This window comes from Luedemannella flava, from assembly GCF_039528515.1.
Taxonomy (GTDB): Bacteria; Actinomycetota; Actinomycetes; order Mycobacteriales; family Micromonosporaceae; genus Luedemannella; species Luedemannella flava.
Genome location: NZ_BAAALT010000124.1, coordinates 1 through 18,387, shown reverse-complemented (window position 1 = coordinate 18,387; position 18,387 = coordinate 1). Strand labels below are relative to the sequence as shown.

The following is an 18,387-nucleotide window of genomic DNA, read 5'->3' as shown; positions in this document are numbered from 1 at the left end:
CCCGCCCGTGCCGCCCGAGCCGCCGGACGTGGCACCACCGCCCCGCCGGGCACTCGGGACGCCTGCGGCCCCTCGGAGCAGACGAGCCCGCGCGGCCACGGGCCGCGCCGGAGCAGCGGCCGAGCAGCCGACTCCAGCCGCGGGCGGGCCGGACGGCACACCGGCGGGCACCCCCGGCGACACGCCGGTCGACGCCCCGGGTGGGACGCCGGTCGACGCCCAGGCCGCAATCCCCTTCGCACCGGTGGACGGTTCGGCCCCGACGGCGCCGCCCGGACCGGACAACATCACCGCCACGCCGCTGCCCGCCAGCCGGCACGTGGCCACCGGACACGAGCAGCGGACCGGCGCGGCGCGCGAGGCCACGCCGGACATCGACGACGAGCCGGATCCCGACTTCGAGCTGGCCCCCGTCTACCGGCCCGCGCGCGACACCAACCTGGGACTCGAGCTGCTCGGCGGGACGGTGGAAACGAGCGCTCCGTGGGGGTACTCCCCGCCTCGGCCGCGGCGGCACGGCGCGCAGGAGCGGCGCGGACCGGAAGAACCGCGGACGTCGCCGCGACTGCGGCGGCCGTGGCTGACGCTGCCCGCGTTGGTGCTGGTGGCGCTGGCCACCGCGTTCTTCGCGTGGGTGGCGGCGGAGCCGTTCTGGCTGGCCGTCGGGCACGGGCACCAGGGGACCGTGGCGGTCGAACGGGACGCGGGCGAGGGCCTGGCGCACAGCTGCCGGGGGCGGTTCGTCGCGGCGGACGAGGCGTTCGAGGTGGCCCGGGTGTCGATCACCGGGCTGCCCGACGCGCAGTGCGCGACCGGCACGAGCATCGCGGCGACGATGGTGTCGCCGCGCGGGCGGCAGGCCTACACCGCCGGGGACGAGGGTCTCACGCTGCGCTGGGGGCTCGGCTTCGCGCTGGTCGGCGTGTGCGCCCTGCTGACCATGTGGATCAGCGGCGCGACCCGGTTCGCCGGCCGGCGCCGGGCGGCGGCCGTGGGGCTGAGCCTCGGCGCGCCGCTGCTGCTCAGCGTGGGGATCGTGGCGGCGACGTTCTGACCACGAGGTCGTAGACCTCGCGCTTGGGCAGGCCGTGCCGGCGGGCGACCTCGGTGATCGCGTCCCGCCGCGACGTGCCGGCGTTCTCGAAGTCGGTCACCTCCGCGACGAGGCGCGCATCGTCCGGTCGGCTCCGCGACGCCGGCTCCGCGCCGCCCACGACCAGGGTGATCTCGCCCCGGACCTGCTCGTCGGTCGCCCAGCGGGCCAGCTCCCCCAGCGTGCCCCGGCGCACCTCCTCGTAGGTCTTGGTGAGTTCGCGGCAGACAGCGGCCGGGCGTTCGGGGGAGAAATTATCCGCCAGTACGTCCAGAACCTCCGCCAATCGGTGGGGCGCCTCGAAGAAGACGAGGGTCCGCTCCTCCGTCGCCAGCGCCGCCACCCGCGCCCGGCGCTCGCCCGCCTTGCGCGGCAGGAAGCCCTCGAAGCAGAACCGGTCGCACGGCAGGCCCGACAGCGCGAGGGCGGTGGTCACGGCGCTCGGCCCGGGCGCCACGGTGACCGGCACGCCGGCGGCCAGCGCGGCCCGGACGAGGCGGAACCCGGGGTCGGAGATGCTCGGCATGCCGCCGTCGGTGACGACGGCGACCTCGGCGCCGGCCTCGGCGGCCTCGATCAGCTCCGGCGTGCGGCGCTCCTCGTTGCCCTCGAAGTACGACACGACGCGGCCCCCGATCTCCACCTCAAGATCTTTCGCCAGCCGGTGCAGCCGCCGGGTGTCCTCCGCCGCCACGATGTCGGCGCCGGCCAGCGCCGCGCGCAGCCGGGCCGAGGCGTCGCCCACGTTGCCCAGGGGGGCGCCGACGAGTACGAGTCGCCCGGTTGTCATGCGCCCTCCTGGTCTGCCGGTCCCGCGCGGAGGCGACGGAACACCCGGTGGCAGCCTACGATCGCGGGGTGACGCAGGCCCTATCGACGCCCGAGGACACCACTGTCGCCGTCCGCACGCTGCGGGAGGTGCCCGAGATCGTGCGCCGGCGGCTCATGCCGCCCATGCCCGCCCGGTGGGTCGCCTGGACGGCCACGCTCTGGGTCACGGCGATCGCGGCCTTCGTCCGGGCGTTCCACTACGGCACGCCCGCCGAGATCATGTTCGACGAGACCTACTACGCCACCGAGGGCCAGGAGCTGCTCGATCACGGCGTCGAGTGGGAGCCGTCGACCAACACGGGCGCGTTCGTGGTGCACCCGCCGCTGGGCAAGTGGCTCATCGCGCTGGGCATCAAGCTGCTGGGCAACAACTCGCTCGGCTGGCGCCTGCCCACCATGATCCTCGGCACGGTCGCCGTGCTGATCCTCACCCGCACCGCGATCCGGATGTTCCGGTCGGTCGTGCTGGGCGCGGCGGCCGGCCTGCTCATGGCCTTCGACGGGTTCCAGCTGGTGCTCTCCCGCCTGGCCATCCTCGACATCTTCGTCCTGTTCTTCGTTCTCGCCGCGTTCGCCTGCCTCGTCGTCGACCGCGACAAACGCCGCGAACGCTGGCTGAGGGCCATGGAGAACGGGCTGGACCCGTCCCGCCCCGGCCGGGCCGGTCGGCCGAAGCTCACCTGGGGCGGCGTGCCGTGGTGGCGCCTCGGCGCCGCCGTGCTGTTCGGCCTCGGCTGCGGCGTGAAGTGGAGCGTCGCCTTCTACCTGCCCGTGTTCCTGCTGCTCATGGTGCTCTGGGAGGTCGGCGCCCGGCGCCACGCCGGGGTGCGCCGCCCGTGGCGGGACACGTTCCTCGACGAGATCGGCTGGGTCGCCCTCTTCTGCGGCATCATCGTCGCGACCTACCTGACCACCTGGACCGGCTGGTTCCTCACCGACACCGGCTGGAAGCGGCACTACCTCTCCGCCGAGCTGGGCCGCGACGAGGTGCCCGTCCTCGGGGCGCTGCAGAACCTCTTCTACTACCACCGCGACGCCCTGAACTTCCACGAAGGCCTGGTCAGCAAGCATCCGTACCAGTCCTGGCCGTGGCAGTGGCTGATCCTCGGCCGGCCCGTCGCGATCTACTACGGCAACAGCCCCACCTGCGGGGCGGCCGACTGCTCGTCGGTCATCACGCTGCTGGGCACGCCGGTGCTGTGGTGGTCGTTCATCCCCGCGCTGCTGGCCACGACGTGGCTGGGGATCAGCCGCCGCGACTGGCGGGCGCTGGCGATCATCCTCGGCGCCCTGGCCGGGATCGTGCCGTGGTTCTACTACCAGATCGCCGACTACCGGACGATGTTCTACTTCTACGCCGCGCCGGCCGAGCCGTTCCTGATCCTCGCGGTCGTCTTCGTGCTCGGGGCGCTGATCAACGCGCCCGGCGTGGGATTTTCAGGACGCACCCTCACGTTCGCCCAGTCCGACCGGCGGCTGTACGGGACGATCTTCGCGGCGGCGTTCCTCATCGCCGTGGCGCTGTGCTTCTGGTACTTCTATCCGATCTGGACCGCGCAGTCGATCCCGCACGACAGTTGGTGGCACCGCATGTGGCTGGGCAACCGCTGGGTGTGACCTCGGGGGAGACGTAGGCCCCGCACTGGCCATACCATCTCCGCGTGACCGCAGCCGTATTGACGCCCGTCGCCTCCAAGGTCTCCGACGTCCTCCGTCGGCGCCTCGCCCCCGCCATGCCGGCGCCGTGGGTGGCCTGGTCGGCGACGGCCTGGGTCACGGTGATCGCGGCGCTGACGCGGTTCTACCACTACGGCACGCCGCCGGGCATCCTGTTCGACGAGCTGTACTACGCCACCGAGGGCCAGGAGCTGCTCGACCACGCCGTCGAGTGGGAGCCGAACGGCAACTACGGCGCGTTCGTGGTGCACCCACCGCTGGGCAAGTGGCTCATCGCCCTGGGCATCCAGATCCTCGGCAACAACTCGCTGGGCTGGCGGCTGGCGCCGGTCATCTTCGGCACGCTCGCGGTCCTGATCCTGACCCGCACCGCGATCCGGCTGTTCCGCTCCGTGGTGCTCGGGGCGGCGGCGGGCCTGCTCATGGCGTTCGACGGGTTCGAGCTGGTCCTGTCCCGGATCGCGCTCCTCGACATCTTCGTCCTGTTCTTCGTGCTCGCCTCGTTCGCCTGCCTGGTCGTCGACCGCGACAAGCGTCGCGAACGCTGGCTGGCCGCCCTCGACAACGGGCTCGACGTGACGGCCGAGGGCCGGGCCGGGCGTCCCCCGGGCGGCTGGGCCGGCGTCCCCTGGTGGCGGCTCGCCAGCGCCGTCATGCTCGGCTGCGCGTGCGGCGTCAAGTGGAGCGGCATCTTCTACCTGCCGGTGTTCGTGCTGCTCATCCTCCTGTGGGAGGTGAGCCTGCGCCGCCTGGTCGGGAAGCGTCGCCCGTGGAAGGAGGCGTTCCTCGACGAGATCGGCTGGCTGGTCACCTACCCGGCGCTGCTCGTCGTGACCTACCTGGCGACGTGGAGCGGCTGGTTCTTCACCGACCACGGCTGGAAGCGGCACTACTTCCAGGGCGAGCTGGGCAAGACCGAGCTGCCGGTGATCGGGGCGCTGCAGAACCTCTGGCAGTACCACGTCGACATGCTCGACGCGTCCGAGAAGATGTCCTACCACCACCCGTTCCAGTCGTGGCCGTGGCAGTGGCTGATCCTGGGCCGGCCCGTCGCCATCTACTACGGCAGCGACCCCGGGTGCGGCCAGGACCCGTGCAGCGCCGTCATCAACCTGATCGGCACGCCGGTGCTGTGGTGGTCGTTCATCCCGGCGCTGCTGGCCATGACGTGGCTCGGCATCAGTCGCCGCGACTGGCGCCCGCTCGCCATCGGCCTGGGCGCCGCCGCCGGCATCCTGCCGTGGTTCTACTACATGGCCAACGGCTACCGGACCATGTTCTACTTCTACGCCGCGCCGTCCGAGCCCTTCCTCATCCTCGCGGTCGTCTTCGTCCTGGGGGCGCTGATCAACGCGCCCGGCGTGACGGCCTCAGACCGACATCTCACCGTCGGCCAGGCCGACCGTCGCCTGTACGGCACGGCCTTCGCCGCGGTGTACATCGTCGCCGTGGGCCTGTGCTTCTGGTACTTCTACTCGATCTGGACGGCCCAGTCGATCGTCTACGACGAGTGGTGGCATCACATGTGGCTGGGCAACCGCTGGGTGTGACGCTCGCCCCGGCGGTCCAGCTGGGCGATGAGGGTCAGGGTGCCGCCGTCGTACTCCCGGTGCAGGCGGCGCCCGATGCCGGACATGATCCGGATCATCGCGGCGTTGCCGGCGTGGACCATGGAGTGCACCTCGGTCAGCCCGGCCTCGGTGGCGACCGTGGCGAGGCGGCGCGCCAGCGTGGTGCCCAGCCGGCGGCCCTGCCATCCGTCCTCGACGAGGACGGCGAGCTCGGCGGCGTTGTCGGTCCACATCAGGTTGGCCATGGCGACCACCCGGCCCTCCGCGTCCTCGGCCACCAGCGAGTGCCCCGCGCCGGGGTGCAGCAGCTGGGCCAGGACGGTGTGTGACGGGCAGTTCGTGCCGGCCAGGTAGCGCCGCAGGCGCGAGGTCAGCGAGCAGCGGGCGTGCAGCGCCACCACGGCGTCCAGGTCGTCGGGCGTGGCACGGCGGATGGTCACCTCCGCGCCGTCGGCGAGCAGCATCCGCCACGACTCGGCGGCGACCTGCGGGGCCGCCGACAGCGCGGCGACCGCGACGTCGACGAGCGCGTGCGCCCGGGCCGACTCGGCGGGGGTGAACGGCGCCGCGGGTCGGCTGGCGAGGAACCCACCGCCGGTCGGGTCGTCGAGCCACAGCTGGGTGGCGTCGTCCGCCACGCCGCCGGGCTCCTCCGGGCGCCACGCGATCTGCGCGCCGCCGAGCAGCTCGGCCAGGGCCGTGGGCAGGTCGTCGGGGTTGCGCAGCAGCCGGGCCGCCAGCGCGAGGCTGCGGGTGGGCGGGTCGACGAGGGCGTGCGCGTCGGCGGGCTGGACCCGTGGCATCCGGGCGCCGCCGTCGGTCACGGCCGCGGCCAGGTCGCTCGCGGAGAGTACGGGCGAGGCCGCCACGAGCAGCTCGTCGACCGGCCCGTCCGGGGTCAGGTGGACCTGCACCGACAGGATGTTGACCGAGCGCCGGGCGAGGCTCGCCGCGAGGATGGCCAGGCGGCCGGGCACGTCGTCGACCGTGGCCCGGACGTGCCAGAGCCGGATGGTGCCGCGCGTGTGCGGCTCGTCGGCGGCCGCGGCCGTCGCGGCGTCGGTGGCCAGGTGCGGCGCGCCCAGCAGGCCGACCGGCGCGCCGGTCGGCGTCAGGGAGGCGAGCAGCAGGTCGGCCGTGGCCCGGTTGCCGGCGATCGGGATGTCCCAGAAGACCGCGAGCCGCATCAGCGCGCGGGTCGTGGTGTCGCCGGGGCGCAGCTCGAGCGGGTCGCTGAAGGCCACGACGCCGTCGATGACGCCGGCGGCGGCCAGGCCCGCCGTGGCGGTCGGGCCGACCGTGCCCGAGCGCAGGGTCTCGGTGACCATGCCGAGCTTCTCCTGCAGCAGCGCGCCCACGCCGGGCGGCGCGAGCAGCCGCAGGCCGGCGAGGCGCTGCCGGTGGGCGCTGGCCCAGGCGACGAGATCGGAGCGGCGGGGGCCTTCGGCGGTGAGCACCAGGGCCCGTACGCGGTCGGGCTGCTCGCCCGGGCCGAACCGCTGGGGCAGGTGGGCGAGGCGCGCGTCGCGCTCCGTCGCCGGGCCTGCTGTCGCCGGGTCTGCCGTGGCCGTCTCCGCCGTCGTGTCCGTCACCGCGCACCTCCGCTGACTGTGCCGTTTCCGCAGATCAGACTGCCTTACCGCCGTTACCGTTCTGTTGCACAACGGTGTCGGGAGGGGGCGGGGTACGAAAAGACCCGCGGGGTGGGCGGGCTGGCCTCCACCCACCCCGCGGGAGCCTGTGGGGTGACGCTTGTCTATCTCTTGGGGAACTGCCCGGTTCCCGCCCGACCCATGCGGGCCGGGCGGGAACCGTCTGTTTCAACCGCTGATCGTCAGGAACCGATCAGTGCGGCGTAGTCGGCCATCGCCATGGCGACGTCGGACTGCGCCCAGAAGCGGTGGAACGTGAAGGTCGGGGCGGCACCACCGTTGAGGTAGGCCTGGACCTTCGGCCAATCCGGGTCGTTCTTGTAGAAGGAGCGGATGTCCAGGAAGGACTTCCCGGGGGCGATCACGTCGCCGTTGGGCATCTTGCCGTTGTAGCCCGACGGGATGTAAAGGCCGGTCTGGTTGCTCGACGTCCAGATGTCGTCGAACCGCTTGTAGTCCTCCCGGGTCTCCGGGATGGCCGCGCCCTTGTCATCCGAGTGTGCCCAGATGGCGTCGAGCAGAGCCTTGGCCTTGGCCTTCGCGGCGGCGTTGTTCGCCTTGGCACCGTAGAAGGTCAGCGTCCGCGCGAGCGAGGCCGCCACACCGATGTCGGTGCCGGAGTTGACGATGGTCACGTGCAGACCGGCGTTGTTCACCGACGTCGTGCCCGACGTCCAGTTGCCACCCGGCTGGCCGTCCCAGTCCAGCGTCGACGGGACCGAGAAGGTCGAGCCCGACGCCGTGGTGTTCGCGATCGCCCAGGCGGCCCACTTGTCGAGGAGGGCCTTGGCCTTCGCGTCACCGGTGACGTAGTAGTACTCCGCCACGCGCTGCATGGACCACGCCTGGAAACCCATCCAGGTGTTGGAGCCGGGGTCGGCGTAGACCGGGTTCTCCTCGTAGAACAGACCGTAGAAGGACGCCGTGCCCGACGGCGGAGCGGAGTAGTCCCCACCCCAGCTGTTGGTCGCGCCACCCGCGATGGCACCCTCGGCCGACTGCAGCCAGGTGTAGAACTCGATCTGACGCGTCAGGCTGGTCGCCCAGTCCCCGGCCGCGGTCGACGACCTCGGCTTGAGGGCGGCGTCGTTCGCCAGCACGTACGCGGCCATCGGGTTCTGGTAACCCATGTGGTTGTGGCTGGAACCGATGCGCCACGACCAGTCGTTCGAGGCGCCGCCGCCCCACGCGACGTACCAGTTGAGCAGGTAGTTCGCCGAGTCCTTGCCCGTACCGGCGGCGCAGGACTTCGAGGTGCAACCCGGCCTCTTGAAGTACTTGTCGTACATCGCGTAGCGCAGGTAGTCACCCATCTTGGCGGCCTTGGCGATGGTGCTGGAGACGGCCGAGCTGTTGCCCTGCTCGGCGGCCCAGGTCTTGGCCCAGTAGGCCGCCTGGACAGCACGCGCGTCGGCATCCGGAGCGGTGCTGTAGCGCCACTGCTTGGCCGGCGTGCCCGAGATGAAGATGGGCAGGTAACCGGCGTTGGGCTGGCCGTAGGTGAAGTCGTCGCACGACGGGTGCGCGACGGTCTCCCACGCCGACTCCTGCGGACCACGCTGGAAGGTGTTGATGTACGACACCTTGCTGCCGCAGCCGCTGAAGCCGTAGACGTTGTCCACGTCCAGGATCCAGTGCATCTGGTAGATGTCGGAGTTGCCGTAGGTGCTGACCAGCTCGTTGTAGAGCGGGTCGGCGCCGACCTTGACCGACGTGTCGAGCAGACCGCCCTGCTGCGGGTAGAGGCTCGGCTGGTTGGCCTCGCCGGCGTAGTCAGCCGGGTCGGCGGGGTTGTAGTTGTTCGTGGTCTGCTTGGCGTGCGCCGGGATGATGTAGTTCTCCATCACGGCCCAGGCCTGGTTGAACTTCGTCCAGTCCTTGGTCACCTTGCCGTAGTAGGCCTCGAGCCACAGGTAGTAGCTGAACGCCTCCGACGTGGTCTCGTGACCGTGGTCCGGCGCCTCGACGACCAGCGTCTCGATCGAGTGGTACGGCACGCCCTCGGGCGAGAAGTACCCGTTCGCCGGGGCCTTGATCTTGTTGTAGTGGTCGAGGAACCGCTGGGTGTACGTGTCGACCTGGGTACCGTCGTCGTCCGCCTCGGTGGCCGAGACCACCACGGCGGTGAAGCCGCTGGCGACCACCGTGAAGTTCGCGGTGCCGTTGGTGGCGTCCGAGTCGGCGGCGGCCGCGACGGTGACCGTCTGCGGGGTGGCCCAGTTCGACGTGGTGAAGGTCAGCGTGGACGGGCTCGCGGTCAGGTCGGCGTCGCCGCCGGAGACCTTGGCGACCGACACCGAGGTGCTGGCCGACGGAGCGGCCGACAGCGCGACCGTGAAGGTCTCGCTGCTGCCCTCATCGACGGTGAGCGTGGTCGGCGTGACCGTCAGGGTCGGCGTCGTGGCGGTGTCCACGAAGACGGGGACGTTCGGCACGATCGGGCTGACCAGGCCGAGGTTGTCGTACGCCTTCGCCTGCAGCTGGTAGGCCGCGGTCTGGGCCGGGACACCGGTCCAGGTGTACGAGTACGGCGACGAGGTGTCGGTGCCGAGCAGCAGGCCGTCGTGGTAGAACTCGACCTTGCTGATCGAACCGTCCGCGTCAGCGGCGTTGGCGTTGATCGTGATGCTCGCCGGCGCGGTGTAGCGCTGGTTGGCGCTCGGCGCGGAGATGCTCACGGTCGGCGCCTGGTTCGCCGCGCTGGTGGGAACCGAGCTNGTCGGCGGCCGCGAGGTCGGCACGGAGCTTGTCGGCGGCCGCGAGGTCGGCACGGAGCTTGTCGGCGGCCGCGAGGTCGGCACGGAGCTCGTCGGCGGCCGGCTGGTGGGGACGCTGCTCGTCGGCGTGGTGTTGTTGCACGGCACGCCGTTGACCGCGAAGTTGCTCGGGTCGGCGTTGGTGCCCGTGTAGGAACCGTTGAAGCCGACGTCGGCGACGGTGGCGCCGTTGGCGATCGAGCCGTTCCACGAGGCGTTCCTGACGGTCACCGTCCTGCCGGACTGGGTGAAGGTGCCGTTCCAGCCCTGGGTCACGACCTGGTTGCCGGCGAAGTCGAACGTGAGGGTCCAGCTCGACCACGCGTCGCCCAGGTTCTTGACGTTCAGGCTGCCGGTGAAGCCCGTGGGCCATTCGCTGCGCTTGGTATAGGTAACCTGGCAGGCGGTGGCCGCGGAGGCCGGCGACGCCGCCAGGACAGTGAGGCCCGTTGCGGCGAGGGCGCTGGTAGCCGCGATGGCGACTACCTGCTTCCTCCGCAGCCGGGGAAACCTCAGCTTCGGACTCATTACGACTGATCTCCTTGAGCCAAGGCCGAGTCGCGGGTACGACTCAGCGAGGCGCCGTGGAGGCCACAGTGGACCTTCCGACGTACGCCCATGGGGATCAGCCCGGCCCGGACCGCGGGCTAAAAAAGCGGGACGGCCACCGCGCGGGGTGGCAAACGTCGAACCGGTGTGATGGCGACCGGGTGCCCTCGACGTCACTGTGTGTCACAAGGCTCTTTGCGCGAGTGCAGTGATTCTGGCATGGGAACGCTCCCAAAACAAGGGCCAGGCATTTGTGCAGGTCGCTTTCAACGCTAGTTTCAGTCCTGTTTCACATATCCGCACTACACGTTGCGTCGACGTTGCCAAGCGGTGCCGCGATCTTGACGCGGGTCTTTCCCAAACGCCGCCAGGCCACTAAAGTCCAGAACCAACCGTCGATGGGAGCGCTTCCATCGATGGCCACCCAGACAACACAGCACCACACATACACAGGCAGACCAGCGACCGGTGACGGGTCAGCCCGGACACCGACACCGGTCGTTCCACCCGACGTGGCGTGGAGAGGAGGTGGTAGCCGAACCACCACATGGCCCCGGCTCCCGCGCAACGCGTATCACCAGGGGCTTCAACCAAACGGTGATATGCGCACAGAACACCCCGTGGGGACGGGGATGCCCTCCCCGTCCCCACGGTACCGCCCCGTCCCCCGATGGCGGCATCCCTCGGCCGGTCAGGACCGTCACATCCGCCCGGCGCGAAACTCTCCCAAAATCCCCTTGTTTCTCGGGCAGTGTCGCCTGCGTGCGCGCGCCCGTGTGGATAGCGCGCATCAGGAGAATCGTCATGAGATCCCTCAATCCCTTCCGGCAAAACCGGAGGGCGCGAGCTGCCGCGACGGCTGTCGCGGTCGCCGCGGCCGCGGTCCTGACGCCGGTGATCGGGCGTCTGGCCACCGCCGACGCGGCCATCTCGGCCAACTACGCGGACGCCCTGAGCAAGGCCGTCTGGTTCTACGACGCCCAGCGCCTGGGCAAGCTGCCCGCCACCAACCGGGTGAGCTGGCGCGGCGACAGCTTCCTGTCCGACGGCGCGGACGCCGGCATCGACCTCACCGGCGGCTTCGCGGACGCCGGCGACACCATCAAGGCGACCTTCCCCCTCGCCCACACACTCACCACTCTCGCGTGGTCCTACGTGGACAACTCGGCCGGCTACAGCGCCGCCGGGCAGAGCAGCTACCTGCTGTCCAACCTGCGCTGGGGCATGGACTGGATGATCAAGGCGCACCCGTCGGCGAACAGGCTCGTCGTCGAGGTCGGCGACCCGCAGGCGGACCACAAGCTGTGGGCCGCGGCCGAGCTGCAGACGTACCCGCGCAAGACGTACTTCATCGACAGCTCCTGCGGCGGCTCCGAGGTCGCGGCCTCCAGCGCGGCGGCGTTCGCGTCCGCGTCGCTGGCGTTCAAGGCGTCCGACCCGACGTACTCCGCCACCCTGCTCACGCATGCCAAGCAGCTCTACACCTTCGCCGACACCGTGCGCGGGAAGTACACCACCTGCGTGCCCGAGATGGCGGCGTTCTACGACTCGTGGAGCGGCTACTACGACGAGCTGACCTGGGGCGCGCTCTGGCTCTACCAGGCCACCGGCGACTCGACGTACCTGACGAAGGCCAAGTCGCTCTACCCGAGCCTGCCCAAGACCGGCCAGTCCTCTAGCGACGCGATCGCGTACACGGGCACCTACGACTGGGACGACAAGACCCAGGCCAGCATCTTCATGCTGGCGAAGCTCACCAAGGAGCAGACGTACATCGACGCGGCCACCCGCTGGGCCGACTGGCTCACGGGCCCGAACGGGTACAACGGCGCCAAGGCGACCTACTCCCCCGGCGGCCAGGTGTTCCACGGCCCGTGGGGCTCGAACCGGTACGCCACGAGCTCGGCAATGCTCGCACTCGCCTTTGTCGACTCGGGCATCCTCGACGCGACCCGCAACACCCGGATGCACGACTTCGCGGTCCGCCAGGTCAACTACGTCCTCGGCGACAACCCGATCTCGACGTCGTACCTCATCGGCTACGGCAGCAGGTACATCCAGATGCCGCACCACCGCTCGGCCCACGGACCCTGGGGCAACAACCCGGACCAGGACCCGGTGAACAACCGGCACATCATCTACGGCGCCCTGGTCGGCGGCCCGACGTCCGCCAACGACGAGTACGGCACGGAGAAGCGCGGCGAGTTCCAGAAGTCCGAGGTCGCCATCGACTACAACGCCGGCGTCACCGGCGCCCTGGCGCGCCTGGCCAAGGAGTACGGCGGAACGCCGTCCGCCATCCCGACGGAGACGCCCGACGGCCCGGAGATGTACGTCCTCGCCTCGCTCAACCAGGCGGGCACCGGCACGGGCACCAGCTTCTTCGAGATCAAGGCGCTGCTGCAGAACAAGTCGGCGTGGCCGGCCCGGGCACTCAAGAACGGCTCGTACCGGTACTACTTCACGCTGGACGCCGGCTACTCGGCAAGCCAGCTGAGCGTGGTGTCCAACTACACGCAGTGCCCCACGCCGCCGACGATCAGCCAGTACTCCGGCAACATCTACTACGTGACGATCAACTGCACCGGCGTGACCATCGCGCCGACCGGGCAGCCGGACTTCACGAAGGAGGCCCAGTTCCGGGTCACCTTCCCCGGCCCGCACGACCACACCAAGGACTGGTCGTGGTCCGGGGTGAGCGCCACGCAGACGTCGCCGACGCTGGCCAGCAACATCCAGGTGTTCGACGGCACCACCGCCATCTACGGCAACGCGCCCGGCACGGCGCCGACCAGCGCGGCGCCGACCTCGGTCGCGCCGACGTCGGTGGCGCCGACCTCCACCCGGCCGACCAGCGCGGCGCCCACCTCGGTGGTCCCGACGTCCGTCGTGCCGACCTCGGTGGTTCCGACCTCGGTCGTCCCGACGTCGGTCGTCCCGACGTCGACCCGGCCCACCACGGCGGTCCCGACCACCGCGGGTCCGACCACCGGCACCCCGGCCACCTGCAAGGTGACGTACACGATGAATGACTGGGGTTCCGGCTTCACCGGCGCCGTCACCATCGCCAACACCGGCACGGCCACCATCAACGGTTGGACGCTGAAGTTCTCCTTCGCGGGCAACCAGCGGGTGACCCAGGGTTGGTCCGCGACGTGGTCGCAGAGCGGCACGGCCGTCACCGCGACGAACCTGTCGTGGAACGGAACGCTCGCGCCCGCCGCATCGACAAGCATCGGTTTCAACGGAAGTTACAGCGGAACCAACGCGAAACCGACCGCTTTCACGCTCAACGGCTCGGCCTGTTCGCTGGGCTGAACTGCCCGTCCCTCGGCGGGGGTACGGTTCCACCCCGTGCCCCCGCCAGACCATCACGCCACAAACGGACGCCCCACCGGCACAATGTTCTAAACGTGGGAGCGCTCCCAAAGATCAGGTAGGAGGCACCAGCATGGACGCGAGCGATCCGCCCGCACACCGATCGGCAACGGACGTGGACACCCCCCTCGGGCTGGCCTTTCCCGACGGCTTCGCTTGGGGTGCGGCTACGTCCGCCTTCCAGATCGAAGGCGCGGCCCGGCTCGACGGCCGTGGTGACTCGGTCTGGGACACGTTCTGCCGTACCCCCGGGAAGATCCTGGGGGACCACAACGGCGACGTCGCCGCCGACCACTACAACCGCGTCCCGGACGACGTCGCGCTGATGAAGCAGCTGGGCCTGCAGACGTACCGGTTCTCGATCGCCTGGCCGCGCATCATGCCCGACGGCTCCGGCCCGGCCAACCAGCGTGGTCTCGACTTCTACAAGCGGCTCGTCGACGAGCTGCTCGGTCAGGGCATCACGCCCATGGCCACGCTGTTCCACTGGGACCTCCCGCAGGCCCTGCAGGATAAGGGCGGTTGGGAGTCGCGCGACGTCGCGTACCTCTTCGCGGACTACGCCGAGGTGCTCTTCCGGGAGCTCGGCGACGCGGTCCCCACCTGGCTCACGATCAACGAGCCGAAGACCGTGGTCCAGAACGGGTACCTGCGCGGCCACCACGCACCCGGCTACACCGACGAGGGTGCCGCGTACCTCGTCGCGCACCACCTGCAGCTCGCGCACGGGCTCGGCGTGCAGGCGTTCCGGTCCACCGGGCTCGCCGGCCGCATCGGTCCCGCGCTCAACCTGCACCCGTCGTACCCGGCGGACGACAGCCCGGAGGCCAAGGCGCAGGCCCGCCTGCTCGACGGCTACGAGAACCGGCTCTACCTCGACTCCATCATCCACGGGCACTACCCCGAGGACGTGCTCGCCGACCTCGGCGAGGACAGCCGGATGGTGCAGGCGATCCGCTCGACGGACCTGGACATCATCTCGTCCCCCATCGACCTGCTCGCGGTGCAGTACTACTGCCCGCTCTACGTCGACGGGACCGGCGAGCCGGTGACCAAGCTGCCCACCTCGCAGGCCGAGTGGCAGCAGATCTACCCCGACGGCATGTACGACATCCTCACCCGGGTGCACCGCGACTACGGCGGGCTGCCGATCACCATCACGGAGAACGGGCTGCCCACCCTGCACGAGCCCAACGGCGACGGCAAGGTGGACGACCTCGAGCGGGTGCAGTTCCTGCGGGACCACTTCGCCGCCGCGCACCGAGCCGTCGCCGACGGCGTGCGCCTGGAGAGCTACCACGTGTGGTCCCTCATGGACAACTTCGAGTGGGAGCAGGGCTACGGCCAGCGGTGGGGCCTCGTCCACGTCGACTACGACACCTTGCGGCGCACGCCCAAGCGCAGCGCCCTCTGGTACAAGGACGTGATCGCCCGCAACGGGGTGTGAGCCCCGGGACCCCCTTCAGCCCAACCGACCTGGCGTCGGCGACCGCTCGCGCGGGTCGCCGGCGCCAGTTCCGTTAGGTTGACCGCGTGGCTGAATCCGAATACTGCGTCGTGACGACAAGCATCGACTCCGCCGACGCCGCCGACGCGCTCGCCAGCGCCGCCGTCACCGTCCGGCTGGCCGCCTGCGCCCAGGTCATCGGCCCGGTGCGGACCACCTACCGGTGGCAGGGCGCCATCGAGGAGGCGACCGAGTGGTTGGTCACCCTCAAGACCACCACCAGGGCGTACGCCGAGTTGGAGCGCTTCATCCGCGATGAGCACCCGTACGAGGTCCCCGAGATCGTGGCGACCCCCATCACGGCCGGCAACCCCGCCTACCTGACCTGGCTGGCCACGGAAACCCGCTGACCCTCACCGCCCGTCACCTGCGCACCTCCGGCGACCCGCGGCGCACCACGTGCGCACAGTTGGCGGCCCGCGTGGGCGGGTCACCCGCCGGATGTGAACATCCGGTGGCCCGCCGCATCCGGCCCGCGCCAGAAGCGCACAGTCGGTGGCCCGCCGCGTCGGGACCTCGCCAGAAGTGCACAGTTGGTGGCCCGCTGACGAGGGTCGCTTGCCAGAAGTGCACATCTGACGCCGCCGCCATCCGAACTTCGCCAGATGTTCACAGGTGGCGGGGTCGACGACGCCTAAACCCGCCAACTGCGCACAGTTGGCGGGCGACCGCCCCGACGAAGCCGCCAGATGTGAGCATCTGGCGGCTTCAACCGCCCGAGCGCCGCCAGAAGTGCACATCTGGCGGCCTCCGACTCCGAGAACGCCGCCAAATGTGAGCGTCTGGCGGCTCGGCTGCGCCGCGACGCCCGCCGAATGTGCGCATCAAGCGATGCACACCGCGCCACCCCGTGCCACCGCCACCACCTGGCGACCCGCCACGCCGCCCGGCCACCAAAAGCGACCCCTCGGCGACCCGCCACACGCCCACCCCACCAAGAACGACCCTTGGCGACCCGCCACACCGCCCACCCCACCACTGCGACCCCCTTGGCGAAGGCGCGGAACGCGTCGGGCGGTGCGATGTCGTAAGGCGTGGGGCGGGCGGCGGGGCGGAGACGGGTTATGGGGCGAGGGTGGCGACGACCTCGCGCAGCGCGGCGGCGACGTCCGGAGCCGTGACCGGTGCGTGTTCGCCGCCCAGGCGGTCGGCGGCCGCGCGGCCCGCGAGGCCGTGGGTGAACGCGGCGGCGACCGCGGCCCGGTCGGCCGGTAGGCCCGCCGCGAGCAGCGACCCGAGCAGCCCGGCGAGTACGTCGCCCGTACCGGCCGTGGCCAGGGCCGGCGTGCCGGTCGGGTTGACCCACACGGTGCCCTCGGGCGTGGCGACGATGGTCCGGTCGCCCTTGAGCAGGACGACGACGCCCAGTTGCGCGGCGAGTTCGGTGGCGGCGGCGAGCCGGTCAGGCCCCGGCTGGTCGCCGGCGAGCCGGGCGAACTCGCGGTCGTGCGGGGTGACCACGGTCGGCGCCTCCCGCTGGCGCAGCCAGGAGCTCAGGTCACCGTGGCTGAGCAGGGTCAGCGCGTCGGCGTCGATGACGGCGGGCACGGGCGCGCCCAGGACCGCACGCAGCTCCTCGCCGGCGCGCCGGTCGGTGCCCAGGCCGCAGCCGCACACCCAGGCCTGCACGCGCCCGGCGTCGGCGACCCGGCCGGCCGGCACCACCGATGGGTGCGCGCGCACGACCTCGTCGGCGACCTGGCCGGCGTAGCGGACCATGCCGGTCGGCCCGCCCAGGGCCCCCGCCACCGACATCAGCGCCGCGCCGGGGAACGCGGACGAGCCGGTCGCGAGGCCGACCACGCCGCGGTTGTACTTGTCGGAGGCCGGCGTCAGGGTCGGCCACCAGCGGCGTACGTCGGACAGTTCGGGGACCCAGGCGGCGGGACGCACGGCGAGCCAGGGCAGTCCGATGTCGACGACGTCGACGTGCCCGGCGTAGGTGACGGCGGCGCCGACCACGAGGGCGGGCTTGAGGCAGCCGAACGTGACGGTCACGTCGGCGGGCACGACCGGCCCTTCGACCTGTCCGGTGTTGACGTCCACGCCGCTCGGCACGTCGACCGCGACGACGACGGGGCGGCCGCCCGCGCTCGCGCGTACTCCGGGAAGGTTCTCCACCACGTCGGCGGCCGCGCCCCGCAGCGGACCCCGCGCCCCACTGCCGAGGATGCCGTCCACGATCATGTCGGCGACGGCGGGCAGCTCGGTGACGGCGCGGCCGCCCACGGCGCGCAGCGCGGCGAGGCCCTCGGCGTGCGCCCGGTCCGGCGCGACGAGCAGGGCGGTCACGGCCGCGCCCCGGCTCGCCAGGCGGGCCCCGGCGTAGAGGGCGTCACCGCCGTTGTTGCCGGCCCCGACGAGCAGCAGCACCCGCGCGCCGTAGACGCCGCCGCGCGCGGCCAGGACCGACGCGCAGCGCCGCGCCAGGCCGGCTGCGGCCCGCTGCATGAGCGTGCCCGGCGGCAGGGTGGGGATGAGCGCCTCCTCGGCGGCCCGGATGTCGGCCGCGCGCCACGCCGCCCGCATGAAGGTCTCCTTCGTCAGTCCCGCTCGGCGACGACCATCGCCGACGCGATGCCGCCGTCGTGCGACAGCGACAGGTGCCACCGGTCGACGCCGCGTTCGGCGGCGGCCGCGGCCACGGTGCCCGACGTGGTCAGCCAGGGCCGGCCGTCCGGGTCGGTGACGATCTCGCAGTCGTGCCAGTGCAGGCCGGTGGGCGCGCCGAGCGCCTTGGCCACGGCCTCCTTGGCGGCGAACCGGGCGGCCAGCGACTCGGCCGGGCGGGGGTTGCCCGACGCGGTGGTCTGCTCGGCCGCGGTGAAGAGCCGGTCGGTCAGCAGCGGCGTGCGCTCCAACGCCCGGACGAACCGCTCCACGAGCACGACGTCGATGCCGACAGCGACGATCACCCCCGCAGCCTAGGGGCAACGGACGCACGTCGGTAGCGGCACCCGCCGCGCGGCGCAAGGCCTGTGACATTCCTCGGGTACGGGCTGCCGCCCGTCATCCACAGGCGCTGCCCGTGGCGTGGGGCCGGCCCTAGGTTCGGGTCATGACGGTCCTGCCACTGCTCAACGTCGACGCCGACCTGCTGCGCGAGGCGGCCGCCCTGGTCGCGGACGCGGCCGGGGATGTGGACCCAGCCTGGCTGCTCGGCGCGACGCCGGGGGCGGCCGGGTCCCATGTGGTGGCGGGGGCGTCGCGGCGGTCCGTCGGGGGGTCGGTCGGCGCCGCGGTGGGTGCGGTGGTTGCCGCCGCTGTCGCGCCGGGGAACGCGACGGTCGACGACCTGGCCGCGTCGGTCACCGCGTTGGCCCACAACGGTGGCGGCTGGGGGGCCGTGGCGGCCGCGAAGGACGCCGCGGAC

At 71.5% G+C, this 18,387-nt stretch carries 12 protein-coding genes; 7 read left to right on the top strand and 5 right to left on the bottom strand.

Going from position 1 to position 18,387, the window contains the following annotated elements:
- Window positions 1–1,054 (top strand): hypothetical protein (locus ABD211_RS19880; protein ID WP_344133899.1); only part of this gene is annotated, 1,054 nt, incomplete at its 5' end.
- Here ABD211_RS19880 and rsmI read toward each other — a convergent pair.
- Entirely contained in the window at window positions 1,023–1,883 is an 861-nt protein-coding gene (rsmI, locus tag ABD211_RS19875) for a 16S rRNA (cytidine(1402)-2'-O)-methyltransferase (RefSeq protein WP_344133896.1), read from the bottom strand. The two genes, ABD211_RS19880 and rsmI, sit on opposite strands and share 32 nt — an antisense overlap.
- 155 nt (window positions 1,884–2,038) lie before the next feature.
- Here rsmI and ABD211_RS19870 point away from each other — a divergent pair, with 155 nt between their 5' ends.
- The gene (locus ABD211_RS19870) at window positions 2,039–3,541 is read left to right on the top strand and encodes a dolichyl-phosphate-mannose--protein mannosyltransferase (protein ID WP_425560466.1); all 1,503 of its coding nucleotides are present in this window, start codon (window positions 2,039–2,041) and stop codon (window positions 3,539–3,541) included.
- Between the two features lie 44 nt (window positions 3,542–3,585).
- Window positions 3,586–5,151, top strand: a complete 1,566-nt coding sequence (locus ABD211_RS19865) for a dolichyl-phosphate-mannose--protein mannosyltransferase (protein WP_344133890.1) — start codon at window positions 3,586–3,588, stop codon at window positions 5,149–5,151.
- Here the strand turns inward: ABD211_RS19865 and ABD211_RS19860 are convergent.
- Window positions 5,121–6,764 (bottom strand): GNAT family N-acetyltransferase, encoded by a 1,644-nt coding sequence (locus ABD211_RS19860; protein ID WP_344133887.1) that lies wholly within the window; start codon window positions 6,762–6,764, stop codon window positions 5,121–5,123. The genes ABD211_RS19865 and ABD211_RS19860 overlap by 31 nt on opposite strands.
- A 242-nt stretch (window positions 6,765–7,006) precedes the next feature.
- Window positions 7,007–10,108, bottom strand: coding sequence for a glycoside hydrolase family 48 protein (locus ABD211_RS19855; RefSeq protein ID WP_344133885.1), 3,102 nt, complete (start codon window positions 10,106–10,108; stop codon window positions 7,007–7,009).
- A 915-nt stretch (window positions 10,109–11,023) separates the two neighbouring features.
- On the opposite strand from ABD211_RS19855, the gene ABD211_RS19850 reads away from it, so the two are divergent.
- The 3 genes from ABD211_RS19850 to cutA all read left to right on the top strand — a co-directional run bounded on the left by ABD211_RS19850 (window position 11,024) and on the right by cutA (window position 15,364).
- The gene (locus tag ABD211_RS19850; protein WP_344133882.1) at window positions 11,024–13,447 is read left to right on the top strand and encodes a glycoside hydrolase family 9 protein; all 2,424 of its coding nucleotides are present in this window, start codon (window positions 11,024–11,026) and stop codon (window positions 13,445–13,447) included.
- Window positions 13,448–13,580: 133 nt separating this feature from the next.
- The gene (locus ABD211_RS19845) at window positions 13,581–14,954 is read left to right on the top strand and encodes a GH1 family beta-glucosidase (RefSeq protein WP_344133879.1); all 1,374 of its coding nucleotides are present in this window, start codon (window positions 13,581–13,583) and stop codon (window positions 14,952–14,954) included.
- An 86-nt stretch (window positions 14,955–15,040) separates the two neighbouring features.
- Window positions 15,041–15,364, top strand: a complete 324-nt coding sequence (gene cutA, locus ABD211_RS19840; RefSeq protein ID WP_344133876.1) for a divalent-cation tolerance protein CutA — start codon at window positions 15,041–15,043, stop codon at window positions 15,362–15,364.
- 712 nt (window positions 15,365–16,076) lie between these two features.
- On the opposite strand, the gene ABD211_RS19835 is transcribed toward cutA, so the two are convergent.
- Both ABD211_RS19835 and ABD211_RS19830 read right to left on the bottom strand, forming a co-directional pair.
- Complete coding sequence (locus ABD211_RS19835) at window positions 16,077–17,543, bottom strand: NAD(P)H-hydrate dehydratase (RefSeq protein ID WP_344133873.1); 1,467 nt, start codon at window positions 17,541–17,543, stop codon at window positions 16,077–16,079.
- A gap of 14 nt (window positions 17,544–17,557) precedes the next feature.
- Window positions 17,558–17,929: a holo-ACP synthase gene (locus ABD211_RS19830; protein ID WP_344133870.1), complete on the bottom strand. Its 372-nt coding sequence runs from the start codon at window positions 17,927–17,929 to the stop codon at window positions 17,558–17,560.
- Between the two features lie 143 nt (window positions 17,930–18,072).
- Here ABD211_RS19830 and ABD211_RS19825 point away from each other — a divergent pair.
- Window positions 18,073–18,387: hypothetical protein (locus ABD211_RS19825; protein ID WP_344133867.1), on the top strand; the 315-nt coding region annotated here is incomplete at its 3' end.

Excerpts from the sequence above, each read along its gene's own strand:
- ABD211_RS19870 (WP_425560466.1), top strand. The coding sequence starts at position 2,039 with ATGCCGCCCATGCCCGCCCGGTGGGTCGCCTGGACGGCCACGCTCTGG.
- ABD211_RS19835 (WP_344133873.1), bottom strand. The coding sequence starts at position 17,543 with ATGCGGGCGGCGTGGCGCGCGGCCGACATCCGGGCCGCCGAGGAGGCG.
- rsmI (WP_344133896.1), bottom strand. The coding sequence starts at position 1,883 with ATGACAACCGGGCGACTCGTACTCGTCGGCGCCCCCCTGGGCAACGTG.
- ABD211_RS19845 (WP_344133879.1), top strand. The coding sequence starts at position 13,581 with ATGGACGCGAGCGATCCGCCCGCACACCGATCGGCAACGGACGTGGAC.